This is a genomic window from Williamsia sp. z34, assembly GCF_059553395.1.
This window is the reverse complement of the sequence record NZ_JCANWW010000005.1, coordinates 205,234-221,891: the sequence shown is the minus strand read 5'-3', so window position 1 is coordinate 221,891 and position 16,658 is coordinate 205,234. Positions and strand designations below refer to the sequence as shown.

Here is a 16,658-nt window from a genome sequence, read left to right as displayed (position 1 = left end):
CGGACCTGGACATCGGTCGGCGGGTTATCCTTCGACAGACGAAGGGAAGCGCATTGAATCTCGAGGAGTTCCGCCAGATCATCCAGAGCTCGGGTCCAGATGACTGGCAGGTGATCAAGCATCAGGGACCGAGTTACCACAACTGGTTCGACGGTGCAGCGACTCCGGACGGTTACCGCATCGAGGTCAACAGCCACTACGCGACCGCCTCGTACAAGCCCAACATCAACATCACGATCGCCTGGGGCATGGGGCTGGACTTCGAACACGCCGGAGACGCGAGCCACGCCCGCATCTTCGAGTGGTCAAAGATCTTCTCCGACAAGACGGTCAATCTTTGTTTCGCCGACTTCTTCTGGTGCGGCGCACTCGTCGACCGGTTCAACTATGTGGTCGCCGATGGTGGTCGCGCGGTACTGCCCTGGGCCATGGAGATCCGCGGCCTGGTCACCACCCAGCACGAACACGACACGGCAAAACTCATCCACCACCTCGGCGACCACGTCGAGGGTTTCGAAGAGTACTTCCGCCGAGTCGGTTTCACCATCGAGCGTTAGTCCAACGCTTCGGCAAAACGCATCACGTCGATGATCAGATCGGCCTGATCCCGGAAGGCTTCGATCCGCACCGCGTTGGTCTCGTCCGGGCCGGCGGCCCAGGCGCGCGCCGCGGCCTCATCCATTCCGAAGCTCACGTGTCGCTGCACCAAACGCTCCATGCGGATCTCGCGTGGCGCTTCGACGAACCAGATCTCGTCGAGGAGCGAACGCAACTGCCTCCACGGCGGGTCGGAGTCGAGCAGGTAATTGCCCTCGGTGATGACCACCGGAACCGCAGCGGGGACCGCGATGGACCCCGCAATCGACTCCTCGACTCCGCGGACGTAGTCGGGGGCATAGACCACCGGCTCGTCGGCGGCGCGCAGGCGTTTGATCAGGTGGAGGTAGCCGAACCCGTCGAAGGTGTCGATCGAGCCCTTGCGGTCGTCCGAACCCAGTCGGACGAGTTCGGAGTTCGAAAGATGAAATCCGTCCATCGGGACGACCACCGCCTCGCCGCCCAACCGGTCCGCCACCGCGGCCGATACCGTGCTCTTCCCGCTGCCGGGGGCGCCGGTCACACCGACGAGTACGCGGTCGTCTCGTCGCCGGAGCGCCTCCAGACGTTCGACCAGTTCACCGGGCTCAGTGATCACGTCGCTACCTCTCGTCGATTACCGAAGCCGATTATCGGGCATTCGCTCGGTCGACGTTCACACTGGGTGATCAACGGAAAACCAGCACCTATCACCGCAGAAGCGCCATAGAAGACGCAGAACTCTGCAACACTGAGAACTCCAGAATCGGCACGCACACTGGCCACTTCCGTATCTGCGTCCGGCGCGAGGAGCCCTCATGCATGCATTCCGCTCGGTCACGATCGGCACATCCGTGGTCGCACTCGTTGCCGGCGGACTCGTCGCACTCGCGTCCCCCGCCATGGCGCAGCCGTGTGGAAATGCCGGTAGTGGGAGCAGCGGAAGCAGCATCTTCGGCAGCAGTGGTGGGCAACCACCAAAGGGACCGCAGGGCGCACTCCCGGTCGTCGCCGACCCCAACACGACTGCCGTCGAATGGGTCACCGGCCCCCGCAGCAAGAACAACACATACGACCGCTTCGCCATCTCCGGCACCGACCTCGGGATCAGCTGGGACAACGGATCCGGACAGATCCTGATGGCGTTCGGTGACACATTCGGGAACTGCTCGATCGCCGGGCAGCAGTGGCGACACAACGTCCTGCTCCGCTCCGATGACAGAGACCTCTCGGACGGGATCACGGTCTCGAGCGCCGTTGCGGGCGAACTGATCCCCTCGCTCGGCGCGAACCATATCGAGATCACCACCATCCCCACGGCCGCGATCTCCATCGGGAACACCCAATACATCAACTACATGTCGGTACGGGCGTGGGGCGATCCCGGGCAATGGGCCACCAACTTCTCGGCGATCGCGGTCTCGCACAACAACGGTCAGACCTGGGCCGTCGACGGCAACACCATTCGCGTCAACGCCGACGTCACCATCCCCGGGATCGGGCAAGTCCGCCAAGACAACAGCAAGTTCCAGATGAACGCCTACACCAAGGGCAACGACGGTTACATCTACCAGTACGGGACACCCAACGGCCGGCTCGGCTCCGCTTATCTCGCAAGGTTTCTGCCGCAGGACATCCTCGATGTGAACAAGTACGAGTACTACACCGACAACGCCGCCCAGCGCTGGTCGAGGGCGTTCGGGAATCTGCAAAGCGTTGCACCACAACCGATCAGCGAACTGTCGGTGGCCTGGAACGATCATCTCCAGCGGTACGTGATGCTGCACACCAGCGATCGCGCCGGCGGGCTCGTCATGCGGACGGCCGAGAAGCCCGAAGGACCTTGGAGTGGACCGAGACTCCTGGCTCCGGCAAAGGGACTCGGCGGCATCTACGCGCCTTACATCCACCCCTTGTCGTCGGGGAAGTACCTCTACTACACCGCATCGGTGTGGAAGCACTACAACGTGATGCTGCTGCGCACCGATCTCGACCAGATCTGACCGGCGCTAACGGCCTTGTGCCAACACGGGCAGAGACTCGTCGCGCCGCAGGGAGAAGAAGTAGGGCGGCGCCCCGCGCTGGTCCATCAGTCCGATCACCACGTCGTCGCTGATCTTGCGAAAAACGTCGTTGATGGGATGCGCGTCGTAGACCATCGTCGCCGAACCGACACCGCCGTACACGGTGGTCCGCAGCCGCGCCTTGGGTTTCTTGGTCCCCATCACCGGACGCGAGGCGATCACCAGGCCGGACAGCGATCGTCCCTCCAACGACGGCAACGGCGCATGTTTGAGCAAGTTGAACGGAAGGCGGCGCGGGTCGAGCGCCCACAGCGCCTGCCCGTCGGCGGTCGGGAACAGCAACGGATGCACCGTTTCGGCGTCGACGAACTGTTTGCCCCACCAACCGCTGGCGGCGAGCATCCCGTCCATCCAGTGACCCGTTCGCACCTCCGCGCCGCGCCAGGTTCCGATCATGAAGTCCGGTTCCACAGGCGCGGCCTCGTCGAAGACGGCCTGGGCCTGCTCGGTGGTGGCCTGCTGGTCGGCAACGACGTTCTCTGCGATCGACATTCCGACAATCTAGCCAGCCGCAGCGCTTCGGCCAACCCCTCCGGCCGATTGTCGCTGTCTGCACGTGGCCGGGAGAGCGCCGGGTACGCTGGATTTTGTCCGATTCGGAGAACCGAAAGGGGCGATCATGGAACTCTTCCTGGTCATCGCCGTCATCGCTGTGATCGTGGGCTTCGTTGCCGTGACCCGTAACCAGGGTTCCGTACGCCGCCGCAACGAAGAGTCGTCTCTGGCCGATGCCAAAGCCGATGCCCGCCAGGCCATCGAAAGACTCGGCGGCCAGGTCTACAGCCTCATCGGCTCCAACGAACCGGCCAAATCGGCCCTGGCCGATGCCTCGGAACGGTTCAACGCGGCCGGCTCCCAGATCGAGCAGGCCACCACCCCCAAACAGGCACTCCTCGCGAAGCAAACCGCCTTGGAGGGCCTCTACTACGTTCGCGCCGCAAGGCTGGCCATGGACATGGATCCCGGACCCGAGATCCCGACACTCGAGGGCCAGAAGTCCTCGGGCGCCGTCAGCGAGGACCGCGACATCGAGTTCGAGGGCCGGCACATCGCGGCCTCACCGAAGCCCTCCGACAAGACGCCGAATTACTACCCGGGCGGACGTGTCGCGGGACGTCCGGTGCCCGCCGGGTGGTACTCCGAGCCGTGGTGGAAGCCGGCACTGGTGGCCGGCGCCTGGGGCCTGGGTTCAGTACTCCTGTTCAACGCGATGTTCTCCGGTATGGCCGGGGTCAACTACGACGCCAACGCCTTCGAAAGCGGTGCTGGCGAGGGCTACCAAGAGGGTCTCGACTCAGGGGAAGGTGACGTCGGTGGTGATCAAGGCGGGGATATCGGCGGTGATCAAGGCGGAGACTTCGGTGGTGACCAGGGTGGTGACCTCGGTGGCGGAGACTTCGGTGGCGGAGACTTCGGTGGCGGAGACTTCGGTGGTGGCGACTTCGGCGGCTTCTGAGTCAGCCGAAGATCGACGTCAACGCCGGCGCCACGTCGTGATGATCGCGGATCAGGCGGCATCGGCCCCGGCCGATCGTCGCCAGGTCACGGCCCAGGTCGACATCGTCTTCACCTGAGGTGTCGAGCAGCACGTCCAGGCGCGGCAGTCGCGCCGCGACGCCCCGCGGGTCAGGGCCCGCGTTGTGGACGCAGTCGCTGAGCAGCAGCACCCGCGCATCCGCCGGCGGCACCCCGGCCAGTTCCTGCGCCGCGACCTCGAGGGCAAACGCGACGTTGGTCAGCCCCTGGGTCGGCAACGTCAGCAACTGGTCCAGCACGGTCTGGGCACCGACCCGCTCCCCCAGCCGGACCAGGATCGCGGCATCCGACCAAAAGGCCACCACCGCAACGTCATCCCGCGCGAGTTCACCGACCATCGCACCGACCGTCGCTGCCGCGGTCCGTACCTGCTCGCCTTTCGTGGACCCCGAGATGTCGACAACCAGAACAATCGAACGCCGGTTGCGGACCCGTTCGCGAACCAGGATGTCGTCGTCGGTGGGCAACGGGTTACCCGCGATCGCAACCAACGTCGCATCCAGATCGATCTCATCGGTGCCGCCGCGCCAGCGCATCGTGGTCAGCGTGCCGGCACTGGCCCGACGGGCGCGACGCTGCCTCATCGGCTGTGCCAACGCCAACCGCCGAGCGATCTGTTGGGCCCGCCGCCGACCGATCTCGTCGACGACCGCATCGGTACGCGAGTCCACCAGATCGCCCTCGTCCTCGGTGGCACCGGGCGCCGACGAACCGGGCAACTGCATCGGCTTGCCGCGCTCGGTTCCCTTGGGGATCAACGTGAATCCGCCACCCCCGGCCGAAGGTTTGAGCAGCGCGGGCTCTTCGTCGAGAACCTTGGGTTTACGACGCAGCGGCTTCATGTGCGCGCGATCCTTGCCGTGGCCGCTCTTCGACCGGCGCGACAGGGGACCATCGGCCGCGACTGCTCTTCAACCCGGCTCGGCGGCCGCCGGAATCAGGATGAATTGGTCCTGCCAGATCTCGCGCAACACCGCTTCGGGCGTCTCGAAGGCGGTGTCGTCGAGGTGGATTCGCCCCGACAACGCCACCAGCATCGCGTCGAGCATCGTGTTGGTGTAGTCCTCCGGCAGGCCGCGCGGCGGTTCGATCGAGTCCGCCGCAGGCAGCGTGATCCCACGCATCTGAGCCAGTTCCGCGGCCAGCAACGCAACGTCGATGGCGCCGCGCACACTGCTCCCCTGACGGATGTCGTCGCGTTCGCGGGTGGCCCTGGTGACCGCAACGGCATCGGCCACCACCCGAGCCGAATCGACGCCGGTTCGGCGCTTGACGATTTCACGTTCGGCTGCCGCGTCCTGATAGGTCACCACCAGTCGGCACATCCGGTCATGCACGGACGTTGACAACCGGGTGGTGCCGATGTTGTCGTACGGGTTCATCGATGCCACCACCCGGAACGTGGGAAGCGCCTTCACACTGCCCACCCGAGGGATCGTGATCACCCGTTCCGCCATCGCCGTGAGCAATGTGTTGAGCGTGTCCTCGGGGGCCCGGTTGAACTCCTCGATGTAGAGGAACCCGCCCGTCCGCATCGCCTCGATCAACGGCCCCTCGACGAAGTTGTCCGCCGAATAGTCCTCGCGAAGGACCCGCGCAGGATTGTGATGTCCCACAAGCCGACTCGGGGTCAGGTCGGCGTTGCCCTCCACGAACACCAGCGGGATGTCCCACTCCGCGGTGATGGTGCCGAGCAGTGTCGACTTCGATGTCCCGGGCGGACCTTCGAGCATCAGGTCCCGTCCGGCCGATACCGCCGCCAGCAACAGATCGACCTCGCGCTCGCGTCCCACCACCCGCTCGGCGATCCTGGCCCGGATCGCGGCGGTTGCGGACACATCTACGAGAGCTCTTGTCATGCCATCAATCTAAGGTCGACGAGCACCTACGACAAGGGACGCTGTACGCAGCCGGCGGCCATCGCTTTCGCGCCACGTTGGTGAGACCATGGCACACAGCCATACAGACCGGGGGAATGTCATGGAACACGCGACGATCGACAAGGGCGGCAGACCCGCAACCACCAGTGCGAGCAAACTGGCCACGGCCGCACGGGAACTGTTCATCAGTCAGGGTTTCGAGCGCACCAGCGTCGAGGACATCGCCGCCGCGGTGGGCGTCAGCCGCCGGACATTCTTCCGCTACTTCCCCACCAAAGCCGATGTGCTCTGGCTCGAATCGGATGCCGAGATCGACCGGCTCAATGCGTACCTCGCCGCCGACGAAGGCATTTATCCGCCACGTCAGGTGCTCGAATCCGCAATCGTTGCAGCCCTGATGTTTCGCCCTGCCGACGAGCGATGGGCGAGGTACCGCGCCCAACTCGTCCTCACCGTTCCATCGGTCCACACCCAGGCCGCCCGGATGTACCACCGGATCCACGAGTCGGTGATCGCATTCCTCGCGCGCCGCGGCATCTGGCTCGCGGACGAGATGGCCGCCCTGACTTTCGCGCACGCGACAACCGCGGCCATCATGGCCGCGCATGAGTATTGGATAACGCACCCGGAGACAACACTCCCCGAATGCCTTCATTCGACGATCCAACTGCTGGTTCCCGAAGACCCCGGCACGGAATGGATCGCATCGCGCCTTCCGGCCACCGAGGCGTCGATCGGGATGTCCCGAGAGCCCGCGATTCACTCCGGGTGGTGACCGGCAGATCCGCTTTCCCCTGATCCGCAGGGACAGCCGACACGCCAACAGAGTGACCGGGATCACATTCTTCGCATTGCTAAAGTTTTGACCTGCGACGAGGTCTCGATCCGGCAACGCCGTCCCCGGATTTTCGATCACGGAATGATAACGAAGCAGGGCTATCTGATGTAGCGTCGGCGCGGACTCAACGGGCGAACGCCCATCTACAGGAGGTCACCGCCTTGGGTAAGCATTCGGCACCAAAGAAGACGTCGACGCTGATGACGAAGTGGCGCTCGCCGTACGCTCTGGCCGCGCTTGTGCCCGTCGGGCTGGTCACCGCAGTGGCCGGGGCCCACGCCGGTCAGCAGATCACCGGTGAACCCACGAAGCAGGTGGCCGACAGCGCCGCATCGGCCGCGGTGAGATCGGCGGCGGCCACCGAGGACGTGGCACCTGTGGCCATCCCGGCCGTAGAACAGCTCAGCGCCGATGCCGAACCGGCCCCCGCACCTGCACCCGAAGCCGTCCCGGCCAGTGTGACCAGCGGCCAGATCCCCCGCATCAATTACCAGGCGTATCACGCCGCCGGTTCGAAGCTGGCGAAAGAACTTCCCGGCTGCGGGGTCTCGTGGCAGTTGATCGCCGGGATCGGGCGCGTCGAATCGACCCATGCGAACAACGGGAAAGCCGATCCCTCAGGCGTCCTGGAGTCACCGATCCTGGGCCCGCTGCTCGATGGCACCCTGGCCGGCAACAACGTCATCCATGACACCGACGGCGGCGAGCTCGACGGAAACCCCTACTACGACCGCGCGGTCGGCCCGATGCAGTTCCTTCCGGAAACCTGGCATCACTACGCCGCGGACGGAAACGGCGACGGTGTCGCCGATCCCCAGAACCTCTTCGACGCGGCCCTGACCACCGGCCGATACCTCTGCGACGGCGGCCTCGACCTCCGTGACCCGGATCAGGTCGTCAAAGCAGTCCTGCGCTACAACAACTCGATGGACTACGTGTCCAAGGTGCGTGGCTGGGCCGAGGGCTACTGACGCGCGGCCGGGGTGACCGTCTCCCGCGGCAGCGTCAGGAGCGTGACAACGCTGACGACGATCAGCAGGATCGCACCCACGATCAGGAACGTGGTGATCGCGGCCCCGGGCAGGAACAGCACCACGATGCCGGCGATCAGTGAGATCACGCCGGACCCGATCAGGAACCATTTGGGCGCGTACAGGGCACCGCCGAGTCCCGCGGCGATCTCCTGGATGCCCTGGACGATCCACGAGATGCCGATCACGATGGCCAGCAAGACCAGCGACTCGGCCGGGTTGAACAGACACACGATGCCCGCGATCAGGATGATCGCGCCCATCAGCCCGAGGAAGACCCGCAGCCCGGCGGGCAGCAGCTTTGCCGAGAAAGCCATGGTCAGGCGGTAGATGCCGGTGAAGATCAGGGTGATCCCGAAGAGAACCGCAACCACGACAAGTGTGGGCTCGGGCCAGATCAGGGCCACGATACCGATGATGATCCCGATGACCGCGCTGGCGATGAGTCCGGCCCGCACCGCGTTGCGCAGCTGATCGGGAAACGACTGGGTGACAACAATGTTCGTCATGGCTGGAACTTACCCCGCGAAACCCCTGGTGACACACCAAATCAAGGCAAGTTTGTGCCGTCCGACCGTCGCGTTCATCAGGGGCATCCCCCGATCCGTAGTCTCCCCAGAGCCAACAAAAGCGAGTCCCCGCTCGGTAGAGTGAATCGAAAGGCCTCTATCAAGGAACACCGATGCCCACTCGGCACGACCAGCTGACCCAAATCGACGCCAGAACATACGCTTTCATGCATCTGCCCGGCGGATGGGGGCAGACCAACACCGGCTTGGTGGTCGGCGATGACGCAGCGATGGTGATCGACACGGTCTGGGACCAGGGACGCGCACAGGAAAACGCCGAAGCCTGGGCCTCGGTCAGCGACGTCCCGATCACCGAAGCGGTGAACACCCACTCCGACGGTGACCACTGGTGGGGCAACAACACACTTCCCGAAAGCACCCGCATCACGACATCGGTGGCCGCGCTGGCGGCGATGAAGGATGACACACCACCGGGAACGGTGGCGACGTTCGCCAGAATCGGTGGGCTGGCCCGGTCGATACCCGGGCCGGCCGGTCATCTCGGCGGTTACATGCATCAGGTGACCGGCGGCGCCGACCTCCCCAAGCGTCTACCCCGACTGCCCGACCACACCTTTTCCGACACCGAGGACATCGAGATCGGTGACCGTGTCGCTCATCTCCGCAACTTCGGCCCGGCGCACACACCCGGCGACCTCATCGTCCACCTCCGCGACACCGGCGTCGTTTTCACCGGCGACCTCCTGTTCATCGGTACCACCCCCGTGATTTGGCATGGGCCACTGGTTAATTGGATAACCGCAATCGACCATCTCCTCCAACTCGACGGTGCCACCTACGTCCCCGGGCACGGCCCGATCTGCGGTCGTGCCGAGATCGAGTTGTTGCGGGACTACTGGTTGTGGCTCTCGCAGGCCGCGCGCGACAACCATGCCGCCGGGCGGGCACCGTTGGCAGCGGCCCGCGAGTTGGTCCGTACCCCGGAGTTCACGCCCTTCTCGGCATGGGGTTCGCCCGAACGAATCGTGCTGAACCTCAGTACCCTCTACCGACTGTTCGACGGCGCACAGCCGGCGCCGCCCACCATCGTCCGGCGGGCCCGCGCCTTTGCCGACGCCGGCAAACTCCAGCACGGCATGCTGTCATGAAGATCCGCCGCCTACCCGGGCCCCCATCGTTGGCGATCCTGCACGAACCGTCGAACCGGTGGATCAGCCTTCGCGACGCAATCGGCGCCCGTACCGAACTCGGAGAACTCTCATACCTGCACTCGAATCTTTTGGCGCTCTTGGCTTCCGGTGAGCACTCGCGCGCCAAGATCGTCAATGCCGTCGATCAGGCTGCGAATGCGGGGATCGGGATCGCCGCCGATCCGCCCCCGGCCATCCCTTACTACCCGAGTTCGCTGCGCTGTTCCCTCGGATGGGAAGAGCACTGGATCAAGGCCGCCCATGGCCTCATCCAACGCAATCTGCCTGCCAGCCGCCCCATCATCCGGACCTATGAACGCTTGACGCACAGGGTTTTTCCGCTGCTACGCCCTGGTCCTGCTTTTTATGATCACCCCGTCTACTACACCGGCAACCACCTGTCGGTCATCGGCGACGGCGAACCGATGCCTTGGCCGAGCTACACCGAGGAACTCGACTTCGAACTCGAGTTCGGCATGATCATCGCCCATCCGGTGCGCGATGCCACCCCCAGAACCGGGGCTGCGGCCATCGGGGGCTTCGTGGTGTTCAACGATTTCAGTGCACGTGACATGCAGTGGGACGAACAGCGTCGTGGCGTGTTCGGGCCGGTTGTGAAAGCGAAGACCTTTGGCAGTTCCATCGGCTCGGTGGTGGTCACCGCCGACGAGATCTTGCCCCAGATCGATCGACTGACCGCTTCGGTCCACGTCAACGGGCAGCTGTGGTCGTCCACCGGTACTCACGGATTGCGTTACAGCCCGGGCGAAGTCGTCGCGTGGGCCAGCCAGTCAGAGAACCTGCACTCCGGTGAGCTGATCACCTCCGGCACCCTGCCGTCGGGATGTGGTCTCGAACTCGACCGCTGGATCCGTCCGGGCGATGAGGTGACCCTGACGATCGACGGGATCGGTTCGGTGACCAACACGGTGGCCGATCCCGGCTGAGGCGGGATCGGTCCGGCAGGTGTCTACTCGGGCATCCAGTGTCGCCCGTGTTCCGGTTCGGTCTCCTCCGTTGCCGGTTCGGTCTTGTTGTCACCGCCGCGGGTGACGCCCGCCACCGGTGGCCTGGTGGACAGCATCACGGCAACCGCGGTGGTCAGCGGAACCGACAGCGCAATGGCGATACCACCGACAAAGCTCCGGGCGAGTTCGATCGCCACCAATTCGGTGGTCATCAGCGTCCCGAGAGTCTGACCGGACACCGAAAACAGAAGCAAGAGCGGAAGTGTGCTGCCCGCGTACGCGAACACCAGGGTGTACACGGTGCTGGCGATGTGGTCGCGGCCCACCCGCATCGCAGCGGCAAAGGTCTGCAAGCGATTGCCACCGTCGGCCGCGGAGAGCTCGAACACCGCCGACGCCTGGGTGATGGTCACGTCGTTCAGCACGCCGAGTGCGCCGATGATGAACCCGGCCAACAGGATTCCGTTCACCGAGATGGCGTTGTTATAAATCTGCAGGTTGGTCGACTGCTCCTGCGAGATGCCGGAGATGTGCATGGTCTCGATGGCCAGCCAGGACAAGAAGCCCGCCATCAGCAGTGAGGCCAGCGTCCCGAGTAACGCCGCACTGGTCCGCAGGCTCAGCCCGTGTGCGAGGTAGATGACCACGAACAGAATCGCCGCCGACGACACGATCGCCACTGCCACCGGCGATTTCCCGTCCAGCATCGCGGGCAATGTGAAGCCGAAGAGCACCGCGAAGGCGAAGACGAGACCGATCACCGACCGCAGCCCTCGCCAGGAGGCCACGAGAACGATCGCGAACACAAACACCAACGCCCACACGATGATCGATGTCGAGCGACCGTAGTCGAAGAACGAGTAGCTGTCACCGGCGACGCCCGCCGAACGCGACAGCTTGATGTTGTCGCCGACCTCCAGGTCGGGCTGACCGGGCAGCGGCTGCCCGAGTTGCTCCGGCGTGAGCTCATCACTGGCGGAATCCTGCTCGATCCCGGCCTGAACCCGGTTCGTGGGGACCTCGATCAGGGTGTTGGCGCCCTCGTTCGGTCCCGAGGTCAGCCGTACGGTGTTCTGGATGCACGGGCCGTCTTTGACGGACCGCACCACGGGATCACCGGCGAAGACCTGCCCGGCCTGCTGATTGAGGCAGTCGGACGTTGCCTGTGCCACCACCTGCCCGGATTCGACCTGGATGGAACCACCACCGACGGCCTGGAAGTTCACCGGGATGTCGTGGTCCCGATCGCCGGGCCAGAGCAGAACCAGACCGAGAACGACGGCGACCGCGGACGCGATCAGCAGCCCGACGACCACCTTCGCCACGTTCGGGTGCAGGTCCACCGGCCCCAGCTGATGGTGGTGGTGTCGGGGCGACTCGTCGCGACGAGAGGGTCGGCTCACCCCGGTCACATTAGTGGTCGCGCCCGGCCACGACCCGCCCGATCGGGTTTACCGTGGGAATGCACGCAATTCAACTGCTGAAGAAAGGACAGGAGGTCACCATGAAACGCTCATTCTCCGCGGCAGCGGCAGCAATCCCCGTGGTGACGGTCGGGCTCATCGGAGGAGTCGCCGCCCCGGCGCAAGCCGCCCCCACACAGATCTGTACGCAAGCCTGGTCCGACAAGGACACCGGGTCGAGCACCGCCAAATCGAACAACGCGATATTGCGGAGCGGCCCGGACAACACCTGCCGCGAAGTGGCCCGGGTCCCGGGAGGCGTCTCCCTGGATTTCGACTGCTACATCATCAACAGTGCAGGTAAGAAGTTCACCCACGTCCAGTTCTCCGACGCCGACAAACAGGGCTGGCTCTCACACGTCTACCTCGAACAGGGCAGCAACACACGCTGCTGACCTGACACCATCTCTGCGCCGAAATCGGTGAACCCGCCGCGACGGGACACCGGATGCGCCAGAGTGGACATGTGCTCGACGAAATGCAGCGTGAGGCCACCGAGCTTTTCGAAGCCGGCGAATACGAACACGCGCTTGCGGAGTTCTCGGTGCTCAAAGAGATCCGGTGTCGCCGGGAAGGCCCCTACTCGCTGAAGTGCCTCTCGAATCTGCATGACGTCATCCGCTGTCAGGTGCGCCTGGGACTGTGGGCCGATTGCGAGCCGCAATGCCGCGATCTGCTCGCGAAGTACACCTTCACGCACGGACCGACCGACCCCGACACCCTCGACGTCGTCGAACACATGGCCAGGACGTTGGACGCACTCGGACGCACCGACCAGGCCGCCGAATTGTGCGAACGCACCGCCGACGTCCTGACAGCAGGCGGTCAACACCGCAAAGCGCTGTCCTTCCGCGACGCCGCGATCCGCTATCAGGCAGAAACCACAAAACCCGCAGTTCGCTGACACCCCCCGCTCACCCCGCGGTTCGGCACGCTCGACGGGGGCCGGGGTGGGCGGCCATGCTTAGATACAAGTTGTGTCCAAGGAGTTGTCCGCCTCTGAGCGCGCATATCAACAGGTGAAGGGCCAGATCCTGGCCGGGACGCTGGCCGGCGGCGAGCTGATCAGCGAAGGCGAGATCGCCACGATGCTCGGCACCTCGCGCACGCCGGTCCGCGAAGCCTTCCTGCGCCTCGAGGCCGAGGGCTGGATGAAGCTCTATCCGAAACGGGGCGCACTGATCGTGCCGGTCCCCGCCGACGAGGCCGAGCACGTGATCACCGCACGGTTCGTGGTCGAGACCGCCGCCGTGCGGATGCTCGCCTCCCGCGACCGCACGTCGCTGATGACGGATCTCCGCGCCGCGCTCGGCAAGCAGGCCGCGCACGCCGACGCCGATGAGGTCGACGAGTTCACCATCGCCGACGCCGCCTTCCACCGGATGTTCGTCGAGGCCGCGGGCAATCCGCTGCTCGAAGGGTTCTACGACACCCTCCGGGATCGTCAGCTGCGCATGACGAGCACCTCCGTGCAACGGGATCGCGCCCAGATGCAGCGGATCATCTCCCAGCACACCGAACTCGCCGAACTCGTCGAAGCCGGTGACGCCGATGGATTCACGACGTCACTGGCCGCGCATCTGAACGCGGTCCACAATCTCCGCACGCCGCTGCCCTCCGATGGGACACCGGCATGAGGGACTGGCGCGGTGTTGCCGCGGCAATGTTCGCGATTGCCTGGGGCGGAAACGAATTCACGCCGCTGCTGGTGTTCTACAAGCATGAGTACGGGATGGCCGGACCGACCGTCGATGTCCTGCTGTTCGCCTACGTGGTCGGCATGGTGCCCGCGTTGCTGATCGGCGGACCGCTCTCCGACCGGTTCGGCCGCCGACCGCTGATGCGCCCCGCCGCGTTCATCGCCGCCGCCGGATCATTGGTCCTGGCGGTGGCGTCGGACTCCGTCCCACTGCTCGCCGTCGGCCGCATCCTCAGTGGCATCGCCATCGGACTGGCGATGGCGGTCGGCACCAGCTGGCTCAAGGAGCTCTCCGGTCCTCCGTTCGACCCCGCCGGCACCGGTAACGGCGCCCGCCGAGCCGCGATGAGCCTGACCGCGGGCTTCGGCATCGGCGCCGCCTTCGCCGGAACGATGGCGCAATGGGGTCCGTGGCCGCACGCGTCGTCATACGTGGCGAACGCGGCGATCTGCCTGATCGCCGCGGCCTGGCTGTGGTCGGTTCCGGAAACTCGACGCCTTGCGACCCAGAAGACGCGACTGTTGCATGACCTGCGGATCCCGTCCCTTCGCGATCGGCGATTCCTGCTGGTCGTGGTCCCATTGGCGCCTTGGGTGTTCGGTACCGCCATCGGATGCCAGGCGATCCTGCCGACCCTGATCGCCCCCGAGGTCGATGCCGCCCCGATGGCGTTCGCGGCACTGATCTCGGCGGTCACATTGACCTGCGGCTTCACCATTCAATCCGCCGGCCGCCGGATCGACCGGGCCGATTCGGCCCGGGCCAGTCAGGTGGCGCTGCTCCTGATGATCGTCGGGATGGGCGCGGCCGCACTGGCCTCGGCCCTGCTGACCATCTGGGCGGTGCTGGTCGCGGCGGTGATCCTGGGTGCGGGCTACGGCATCGCACTGGTCGCCGGACTGTCCGAGGTGCAGCGCATCGCCGGCCCCCGCGACCTCGCCGGTCTCACCGCGGTCTACTACGCCCTGACCTACCTCGGGTTCGCCATCCCCGCAACCCTGGCCTACCTGCACGAATACCTCCCGGCGGTCACCTATCCGCAGATGTTCGGGTTCGGTGCGGTCGCGGCAACACTCACCCTGGCGGTGATCACGCGCCAGTCCCGCAAGAACCTGCCGTCCACCGCGCCCGACACCCAGGGCAACAAGATCACCGCAGGTCTGGAACTATCGAATGGTGTCTGACCCGAGCTACTTCACCCTCGACGCCGATGGCGTCACGCTGATCCCGACCACGTGGGCGCGCAGCGCATGGGGACCGAACTCGTTGAACGGTCCCGCGGTCTGCGCCGCCGCCGCGCACGCTCTCGAACGCGACTACGCAGATCCCGAGTTCGTCCCCTCCCGGTTGACGATCGATCTGTTCAAGTCGGCACGCAACGAGCCCACGGTGGTGAACACCCGGAAGGTCCGGTCCGGCCATCGGATCGTCGTCGCCGACGCCGAGGTGATGCAGGGCGAGGTGATGGTCGCCCGGGCATCCATCGTGTTCCTGCGTCGGTCGGCCCCGCCTCCCGGAAACGAGTGGCGTCCGGAGTCGACGTTCACGCCGCCGGACAACGCATTCGACAACAAGCCCCGTCACCCCTACGTGCACACCGACGGCAACGAGTGGAGCCAGAGCATCGGCGGGCATCAGAACGTCGAACGGAAGCGGGCCTGGAGCACCGGCATGGGTGTGCTGCCCGGAAAGCCGTGTTCACGCCTCGTCCACGCGGTCCAGTGCGCCGAGTCGACAAGTCTGGTCACCAATCTCGGTACCGAGGGCATCGGTTACATCAACTGCGACCTCACGATGGCGTTGTCCCGCATCCCCGAGGGTCACGAACTCGGGATCGAGGCCGACAACCACATCACGGCGGACGGGATCTCCGTCGGAACCGCAACGCTGTATGACCGAAAAGGGCCATTCGGAACCGGTATGGTCACCGCAGTCAGCAATGCTGCGGCGCAGATCGACTTCTCGGTGCGCAAGGGACTGCTGTAGGACCGAAAGGCGCGACCCCCATGGAGATGGCGACCCTGGAAACCGGAGTTGTGCTGGGTTGCAAGCGCCTCGGTGAAGGTCCGGCCGTCCTGCTGAACGGTGGGCTCGGGATGCCGTCGATGGTGTGGGAGATCTGCGGACTCACCGATTCGCTGGTCGATGCCGGATTCAGCGTGATCTCCTATCACGCCAGGGGACTGTCGCCCTCGTCCGCGCCACCCGCGCCGTATTCGGTCGCCGACCTCGCCGAGGACGCCTGCGGTCTCCTCGATCACTTCGACGTCCCGCAGGCGCTGGTTGTCGGGTTCTCGATGGGCTGTTACACAACTCAGATGATGCTGCGCACTCGACCCGAATTGGTCAGCGCAGCAGTATTTTTCGCCGGCCTACAACCGAGTCCGATCGGCGCCCTCGTCGGCGAGATGGAACTGGCCCTCATCGAGCAGATCGGTGAGATACCGCGGGCGGTACTGGTTTTCGAGCAGCTCATGACCACGCTGCACACCACACTCCTGCAGGATCCGCGCACGGTGGCCGGCTGGCGACAGGCACTCACCGATTCCGACGGCGGGTGGTCGAGTCCGGAAGGTTTTGCCGGACAACTCAATGCCTCATACAACTGGATCAAGGCCGCAGAGCCCTTGCCGGAGCATCTGGCCGCGATCGTCGTCCCCACCCTGGTCCTCGCCTTCGAGCACGACCTGTTCTTTCCCCCGGAACCGAACGAGGCAACCGCGCGCCTGATCCCGGGATCACAGTTCGCCCAGATCGACGGTGCCGGCCACGGGGGGCTTTTCACCGGCCCGGGTGACAGCGTCGAACGGATCACCGAGTTCTGCGCCCGCCACCGCTGAGTGCAGTCCGGGCCCGGGCGCA

At 65.2% G+C, this 16,658-nt stretch carries 19 protein-coding genes; 13 read left to right on the top strand and 6 right to left on the bottom strand.

The window, feature by feature from the left end:
• Positions 1-53 precede the first annotated feature (53 nt).
• Positions 54-557, top strand: a complete 504-nt coding sequence (locus tag AC51GT_RS14525; RefSeq protein ID WP_496322713.1) for a hypothetical protein — start codon at positions 54-56, stop codon at positions 555-557.
• Here the strand turns inward: AC51GT_RS14525 and AC51GT_RS14520 are convergent.
• The gene (locus AC51GT_RS14520; RefSeq protein ID WP_496329220.1) at positions 554-1,195 is read right to left on the bottom strand and encodes a nucleoside/nucleotide kinase family protein; all 642 of its coding nucleotides are present in this window, start codon (positions 1,193-1,195) and stop codon (positions 554-556) included. The two genes, AC51GT_RS14525 and AC51GT_RS14520, sit on opposite strands and share 4 nt — an antisense overlap.
• A gap of 199 nt (positions 1,196-1,394) precedes the next feature.
• On the opposite strand from AC51GT_RS14520, the gene AC51GT_RS14515 reads away from it, so the two are divergent.
• Positions 1,395-2,579, top strand: a complete 1,185-nt coding sequence (locus tag AC51GT_RS14515; RefSeq protein WP_496329219.1) for a glycoside hydrolase family 183 protein — start codon at positions 1,395-1,397, stop codon at positions 2,577-2,579.
• 6 nt (positions 2,580-2,585) lie between these two features.
• On the opposite strand, the gene AC51GT_RS14510 is transcribed toward AC51GT_RS14515, so the two are convergent.
• Positions 2,586-3,152, bottom strand: coding sequence for a DUF4334 domain-containing protein (locus AC51GT_RS14510; RefSeq protein ID WP_496322710.1), 567 nt, complete (start codon positions 3,150-3,152; stop codon positions 2,586-2,588).
• Between the two features lie 127 nt (positions 3,153-3,279).
• Between AC51GT_RS14510 and AC51GT_RS14505 the strand changes: the two genes are divergently transcribed.
• On the top strand, positions 3,280-4,116 hold the full coding sequence (locus tag AC51GT_RS14505) for a DUF1542 domain-containing protein (protein WP_496329218.1): 837 nt from the start codon (positions 3,280-3,282) through the stop codon (positions 4,114-4,116).
• 1 nt (position 4,117) lies between these two features.
• Here the strand turns inward: AC51GT_RS14505 and AC51GT_RS14500 are convergent, their stop codons facing one another.
• Together AC51GT_RS14500 and AC51GT_RS14495 are read right to left on the bottom strand one after the other, a co-directional pair.
• Complete coding sequence (locus tag AC51GT_RS14500; RefSeq protein WP_496322708.1) at positions 4,118-5,038, bottom strand: vWA domain-containing protein; 921 nt, start codon at positions 5,036-5,038, stop codon at positions 4,118-4,120.
• 69 nt (positions 5,039-5,107) lie between these two features.
• Positions 5,108-6,055, bottom strand: coding sequence for an AAA family ATPase (locus AC51GT_RS14495; RefSeq protein ID WP_496329217.1), 948 nt, complete (start codon positions 6,053-6,055; stop codon positions 5,108-5,110).
• A gap of 121 nt (positions 6,056-6,176) precedes the next feature.
• Between AC51GT_RS14495 and AC51GT_RS14490 the strand changes: the two genes are divergently transcribed.
• Both AC51GT_RS14490 and AC51GT_RS14485 read left to right on the top strand, forming a co-directional pair.
• Entirely contained in the window at positions 6,177-6,851 is a 675-nt protein-coding gene (locus AC51GT_RS14490) for an acyl-CoA-like ligand-binding transcription factor (RefSeq protein WP_496322706.1), read from the top strand.
• A 224-nt stretch (positions 6,852-7,075) separates the two neighbouring features.
• Complete coding sequence (locus AC51GT_RS14485) at positions 7,076-7,885, top strand: lytic transglycosylase domain-containing protein (RefSeq protein WP_496329216.1); 810 nt, start codon at positions 7,076-7,078, stop codon at positions 7,883-7,885.
• Here AC51GT_RS14485 and AC51GT_RS14480 read toward each other — a convergent pair.
• Entirely contained in the window at positions 7,879-8,454 is a 576-nt protein-coding gene (locus AC51GT_RS14480) for an HdeD family acid-resistance protein (RefSeq protein ID WP_496329215.1), read from the bottom strand. The genes AC51GT_RS14485 and AC51GT_RS14480 overlap by 7 nt on opposite strands.
• A gap of 173 nt (positions 8,455-8,627) precedes the next feature.
• On the opposite strand from AC51GT_RS14480, the gene AC51GT_RS14475 reads away from it, so the two are divergent.
• On the top strand, positions 8,628-9,623 hold the full coding sequence (locus tag AC51GT_RS14475; RefSeq protein WP_496329214.1) for an MBL fold metallo-hydrolase: 996 nt from the start codon (positions 8,628-8,630) through the stop codon (positions 9,621-9,623).
• Complete coding sequence (locus tag AC51GT_RS14470) at positions 9,620-10,612, top strand: fumarylacetoacetate hydrolase family protein (RefSeq protein ID WP_496322702.1); 993 nt, start codon at positions 9,620-9,622, stop codon at positions 10,610-10,612. The genes AC51GT_RS14475 and AC51GT_RS14470 overlap by 4 nt, the downstream gene beginning before the upstream one ends.
• Positions 10,613-10,635: 23 nt before the next feature.
• On the opposite strand, the gene AC51GT_RS14465 is transcribed toward AC51GT_RS14470, so the two are convergent.
• Positions 10,636-12,036: a YibE/F family protein gene (locus AC51GT_RS14465; protein ID WP_496322701.1), complete on the bottom strand. Its 1,401-nt coding sequence runs from the start codon at positions 12,034-12,036 to the stop codon at positions 10,636-10,638.
• 101 nt (positions 12,037-12,137) lie between these two features.
• Between AC51GT_RS14465 and AC51GT_RS14460 the strand changes: the two genes are divergently transcribed.
• The 6 genes from AC51GT_RS14460 (at position 12,138) to AC51GT_RS14435 (ending at position 16,636) form a co-directional block, all read left to right on the top strand.
• Positions 12,138-12,491 carry a hypothetical protein gene (locus AC51GT_RS14460; protein WP_496322700.1) on the top strand — a complete coding sequence of 118 codons (354 nt, stop codon included), beginning with the start codon at positions 12,138-12,140 and terminating at the stop codon, positions 12,489-12,491.
• Between the two features lie 53 nt (positions 12,492-12,544).
• A complete protein-coding gene (locus AC51GT_RS14455; protein WP_496329213.1) occupies positions 12,545-13,000 on the top strand; it encodes a hypothetical protein in 456 nt (151 codons plus the stop codon).
• Between the two features lie 73 nt (positions 13,001-13,073).
• Positions 13,074-13,733: a GntR family transcriptional regulator gene (locus AC51GT_RS14450; RefSeq protein ID WP_496329212.1), complete on the top strand. Its 660-nt coding sequence runs from the start codon at positions 13,074-13,076 to the stop codon at positions 13,731-13,733.
• Complete coding sequence (locus AC51GT_RS14445) at positions 13,730-14,980, top strand: MFS transporter (RefSeq protein WP_496329211.1); 1,251 nt, start codon at positions 13,730-13,732, stop codon at positions 14,978-14,980. Before AC51GT_RS14450 ends, AC51GT_RS14445 begins: the two co-directional genes overlap by 4 nt.
• Entirely contained in the window at positions 14,970-15,782 is an 813-nt protein-coding gene (locus AC51GT_RS14440; RefSeq protein ID WP_496329210.1) for an acyl-CoA thioesterase domain-containing protein, read from the top strand. Before AC51GT_RS14445 ends, AC51GT_RS14440 begins: the two co-directional genes overlap by 11 nt.
• A 20-nt stretch (positions 15,783-15,802) precedes the next feature.
• Positions 15,803-16,636 (top strand): alpha/beta fold hydrolase, encoded by an 834-nt coding sequence (locus AC51GT_RS14435; RefSeq protein WP_496329209.1) that lies wholly within the window; start codon positions 15,803-15,805, stop codon positions 16,634-16,636.
• The last annotated feature ends 22 nt before the right edge of the window (positions 16,637-16,658 follow it).

Bases quoted from the DNA above. Each gene is read 5' to 3' on its own strand.
- AC51GT_RS14515 (WP_496329219.1), top strand. From the start codon at position 1,395: ATGCATGCATTCCGCTCGGTCACGATCGGCACATCCGTGGTCGCACTC.
- AC51GT_RS14510 (WP_496322710.1), bottom strand. From the start codon at position 3,152: ATGTCGATCGCAGAGAACGTCGTTGCCGACCAGCAGGCCACCACCGAG.
- AC51GT_RS14505 (WP_496329218.1), top strand. From the start codon at position 3,280: ATGGAACTCTTCCTGGTCATCGCCGTCATCGCTGTGATCGTGGGCTTC.
- AC51GT_RS14500 (WP_496322708.1), bottom strand. From the start codon at position 5,038: ATGAAGCCGCTGCGTCGTAAACCCAAGGTTCTCGACGAAGAGCCCGCG.
- AC51GT_RS14495 (WP_496329217.1), bottom strand. From the start codon at position 6,055: ATGACAAGAGCTCTCGTAGATGTGTCCGCAACCGCCGCGATCCGGGCC.
- AC51GT_RS14490 (WP_496322706.1), top strand. From the start codon at position 6,177: ATGGAACACGCGACGATCGACAAGGGCGGCAGACCCGCAACCACCAGT.
- AC51GT_RS14480 (WP_496329215.1), bottom strand. From the start codon at position 8,454: ATGACGAACATTGTTGTCACCCAGTCGTTTCCCGATCAGCTGCGCAAC.
- AC51GT_RS14475 (WP_496329214.1), top strand. From the start codon at position 8,628: ATGCCCACTCGGCACGACCAGCTGACCCAAATCGACGCCAGAACATAC.
- AC51GT_RS14470 (WP_496322702.1), top strand. From the start codon at position 9,620: ATGAAGATCCGCCGCCTACCCGGGCCCCCATCGTTGGCGATCCTGCAC.
- AC51GT_RS14460 (WP_496322700.1), top strand. From the start codon at position 12,138: ATGAAACGCTCATTCTCCGCGGCAGCGGCAGCAATCCCCGTGGTGACG.
- AC51GT_RS14455 (WP_496329213.1), top strand. From the start codon at position 12,545: ATGCGCCAGAGTGGACATGTGCTCGACGAAATGCAGCGTGAGGCCACC.
- AC51GT_RS14445 (WP_496329211.1), top strand. From the start codon at position 13,730: ATGAGGGACTGGCGCGGTGTTGCCGCGGCAATGTTCGCGATTGCCTGG.
- AC51GT_RS14440 (WP_496329210.1), top strand. From the start codon at position 14,970: ATGGTGTCTGACCCGAGCTACTTCACCCTCGACGCCGATGGCGTCACG.
- AC51GT_RS14435 (WP_496329209.1), top strand. From the start codon at position 15,803: ATGGAGATGGCGACCCTGGAAACCGGAGTTGTGCTGGGTTGCAAGCGC.